This is a genomic window from Microcystis sp. M090S1 (assembly GCF_020246295.1).
GTDB classification, from domain to species: domain Bacteria; phylum Cyanobacteriota; class Cyanobacteriia; order Cyanobacteriales; family Microcystaceae; genus Microcystis; species Microcystis aeruginosa.
Window position 1 is genome coordinate 1 of record NZ_JADBTF010000202.1, and the last position, 3,164, is coordinate 3,164.

3 protein-coding genes and 2 pseudogenes are annotated in these 3,164 nt (G+C 45.0%); 3 read left to right on the forward strand and 2 right to left on the reverse strand.

Annotation, left to right across the window (positions count from 1 at the left end):
* Positions 1 to 199: pseudogene (locus IM477_RS09045) on the reverse strand (RNA-guided endonuclease TnpB family protein); the annotation flags it as partial.
* Between the two features lie 572 nt (positions 200 to 771).
* Between IM477_RS09045 and IM477_RS09050 the strand changes: the two are divergent.
* Complete coding sequence (locus IM477_RS09050) at positions 772 to 984, forward strand: CAB/ELIP/HLIP family chlorophyll-binding protein (RefSeq protein ID WP_158201932.1); 213 nt, start codon at positions 772 to 774, stop codon at positions 982 to 984.
* 58 nt (positions 985 to 1,042) lie between these two features.
* On the opposite strand, the gene dapF is transcribed toward IM477_RS09050, so the two are convergent.
* The gene (gene dapF / locus IM477_RS09055; RefSeq protein ID WP_287731433.1) at positions 1,043 to 1,888 is read right to left on the reverse strand and encodes a diaminopimelate epimerase; all 846 of its coding nucleotides are present in this window, start codon (positions 1,886 to 1,888) and stop codon (positions 1,043 to 1,045) included.
* A 61-nt stretch (positions 1,889 to 1,949) separates the two neighbouring features.
* Here dapF and IM477_RS09060 point away from each other — a divergent pair, with 61 nt between their 5' ends.
* The gene (locus IM477_RS09060; protein WP_045357091.1) at positions 1,950 to 2,162 is read left to right on the forward strand and encodes an Hfq-related RNA-binding protein; all 213 of its coding nucleotides are present in this window, start codon (positions 1,950 to 1,952) and stop codon (positions 2,160 to 2,162) included.
* 361 nt (positions 2,163 to 2,523) lie between these two features.
* Positions 2,524 to 3,051: pseudogene (locus IM477_RS09065) on the forward strand (glycosyltransferase family 2 protein); the annotation flags it as partial.
* Positions 3,052 to 3,164 lie beyond the last annotated feature (113 nt).

A 3,164-nucleotide genomic window follows, 5' to 3' on the forward strand; every position in this document is an offset into this window, starting at 1 on the left:
GGGAGTTTAAATCATCAACAAATTTAAACTCTTTCCTTAATGCTGTGTTGTACCGAAATAACTCTGTTTTGCCAACACCCTGATTATCCATCCAATAACGCAGGACTTTATTCCGAACAAATTGGGTTGTCCGTATTGCTTCATTAATGGCTTCTATTTGATTAGGTTTTGGCTTAACTTTGTATTCTAGTACAAACATTTTGACACTGCTCGATCGAGTATCAACATCTTAACACAAAATTCCTTAAGTTGACTATACATATTTAAGTGGAGGACGGGGCTTGTACCCAAATTTTCGGTCAAAAAAAAGGCAAAATTTCCAGCAATTCCAAATTTAAGGTTTCATGACATAAAAATCCTTATGACAAGAGGGTTGTACAATTCTTAACATTTGGAGTGATCTCTGAAATGGCGCAAAATCGTTCCGAATTTATTTTTGCTGCAAAATTTCGTCAATAAACCCAGAGGAGATAGAACTATAGCACTACCCTGACAGCCTAGAACCTTGCCGTTGACTGACCCCAAATCCGTTTTTAATAGTGTGATTAACTCTCAAGTTATGAATTGTTTCTCCCTGCTCCCCACTCCGCAGCTCCGGCGCTCCCTTCTCCCCACACCCTACACCCTACACTCCTATACCTTTTAAACAGGATTTAGTCTGACCACCCGATCGAGTTTTTCTGAGTCTCCAGAAATTTTTTGTTAAAATTTGCAACATAACTTAACAATGTGTTACACTTCTCAACATAATCATCCAAAAGGAGCCTCCCCATGACTGCCCGCGGCTACACCACCGAAGAACAAGGAAGACTGAATAATTTTGCTGTCGAACCGAAAATGTACGTTGATAGTTCTAGCAGTCTCGGTTTTACCAAAAACGCTGAAAAATTGAATGGCAGACTGGCCATGATTGGCTTTGTCTCTCTTTTAGCGATTGAAGTGTTAACTGGTAAAGGAATCATTGCTTGGATTACCAGTCTCTAAGAATTAACAATCCCGTCGCGCTGTTCGGGGAGTTCAGTCCCCGTCCATACGGGGTGGTTTAGATACCATAAATGCCCTCAAAAACAGCCTTAGCTGAACCGGTCATGTAAACCCGGTTATCGGTTTGGGCCCAGTGAATCTGAAGACAACCACCGGGCAGTTCCACGGTACAATGGCGATCGCATTTAGCCGTTAACACGGCCGCCACTACCACAGCACAAGCACCAGTACCGCAAGCGAGAGTAATTCCCGCTCCTCTTTCCCAGACACGCATCTTCATATAATCCGGCGCGATTACCTCCACGAACTCCACATTAGTCCGTTGGGGAAAAACTGGATGATGCTCAAATTTTGGCCCGATAGTTTCTAGGGGAATAGAGGCCAGATCATCGACAAAAGTGACACAGTGGGGATTACCCATACTAACGCAAGTAATTAACCAATCTTTGCCCTCCACCTCTAGGGGAACCGCCAGGACTTTTTCTGATCCCTTGACCAAAGTGGTGGGGATTTCACTGCCGAGGAGTTGCGGCAGTCCCATATCGACCGTTACCTGTTCATTGGCTTCTAAACGGGGAATAATCGTTCCTGCTAGAGTATGAATGCGATAGGTGCGGCCAATGGCGTTGTTAGCCTCTAAACGGGCGATAAATTGGGCTAGACAGCGAATACCGTTACCACACATTTCCGGTTCCGAACCATCAGAGTTGAAAATTCTCATGGTGTAGTCGGTTGCTGCTTGGCCGGGAAGCGCAAAAATCACGCCATCGGCACCGATGCCAAAATGTCGATCGCACATAGCCACGGCCATTTCCGCTGTGATCAGGGGTTCGGGACTGTGACGGTTATCTATCAAAATAAAATCATTGCCCAGGCCTTGATATTTGGTAAAGGGGATTTTCATCGTCAATAAAAGCTGCTCAACAGGAATAATAGAGGATGAACACCTCATCGATAAACTCATTATGTCTCAATTTGATCCTGGTCTGCCGAGTGTTAAACAAGTACAGAGCTATATTCAAGAGAAACGGGAAGTAGAAATTAAGTTAAGCACCGATGATCTCCTCGTTGGTCGCATCCTTTGGCAAGATGTTAACTGTCTATACCTGGTTGATCACTACGATAAACCCACTTTAATTTGGCAACAGTCTCTAGTTTATTTAAGACCTAAAGCCTAGGGGGAAATTGGCGATATTTGGCTGTGGGATGCGTCCCGGACGCATCAAAAATTCAGTGCCAAGGAGATAGCTTTTGAGTAAATGTAACGTCAGTTGGGGTTAAGGAGATTTGGCCATGACTTCTAGCAAATAATCAGGTGGGATGGCGAGGATAGCATCAGAATTTCAGTTGCTGGAAAATTTGGGTCAAATTGCCGAATAAAGTAAAGTCAGAGAGTCGGGTAGAGCGATCGCCATTCAACTTCAGATATAGATTGCCGCTCAGAGGAAAAAGAATAAGCAGATTGTCTGCTAACAATTTGGGACACTACTGTACATAACCTGTTATACTCTTGAGCAAAACGACTCCACCGCGATTGTTATGCTGGAAAATCAGGTCATGGCAGATGCCGCCTCTAATGAGCAGATACCTACTTTAGAATTATCGATCATCATGCCCTGTCTCAACGAGGCGGAAACCCTGGCCACCTGTATCGGCAAAGCGCGAGATTATCTGGAACGACAGAAAATTGCGGGAGAGGTGCTAATCGCCGATAATGGCAGCAGCGATGGTTCCCAAGAAATTGCCACCAATTCAGGGGCGCGGGTGGTTCCTATCCCGGAAAGGGGTTATGGTAGCGCCCTGCGGGGAGGTATCGCCGCCGCCAAAGGTCAATACATTATTATCGGGGATGCCGATGATAGCTATGACTTTACCAATCTCTCGCCTTTCCTAGAAAAATTGCGACAGGGTTATGATTTGGTGATGGGCAATCGTTTTCAGGGGGGAATTAAACCCGGGGCGATGCCAGTATTGCATAAGTATCTGGGCAATCCTGTCTTGACTTGGTTAGGACGGTTATTTTTTGGCAGCCCCTGTGGTGATTTTCACTGTGGATTGCGCGGGTTTATTGACACTCCCCGCTCTAAAGAGACGGGGATTCTTGGTTCACAGAGATTACTTGCTTAGACAGAATTGCTTCTGAAAAAGTAGAGGTATTCTCTCCCCAAGCGTTTATTGGA

What these genes read in the sequence shown, in the direction of transcription:
- dapF (WP_287731433.1), bottom strand. Translation starts at nt 1,888, where the DNA reads ATGAAAATCCCCTTTACCAAATATCAAGGCCTGGGCAATGATTTTATT.
- IM477_RS09060 (WP_045357091.1), top strand. Translation starts at nt 1,950, where the DNA reads ATGTCTCAATTTGATCCTGGTCTGCCGAGTGTTAAACAAGTACAGAGC.
- IM477_RS09050 (WP_158201932.1), top strand. Translation starts at nt 772, where the DNA reads ATGACTGCCCGCGGCTACACCACCGAAGAACAAGGAAGACTGAATAAT.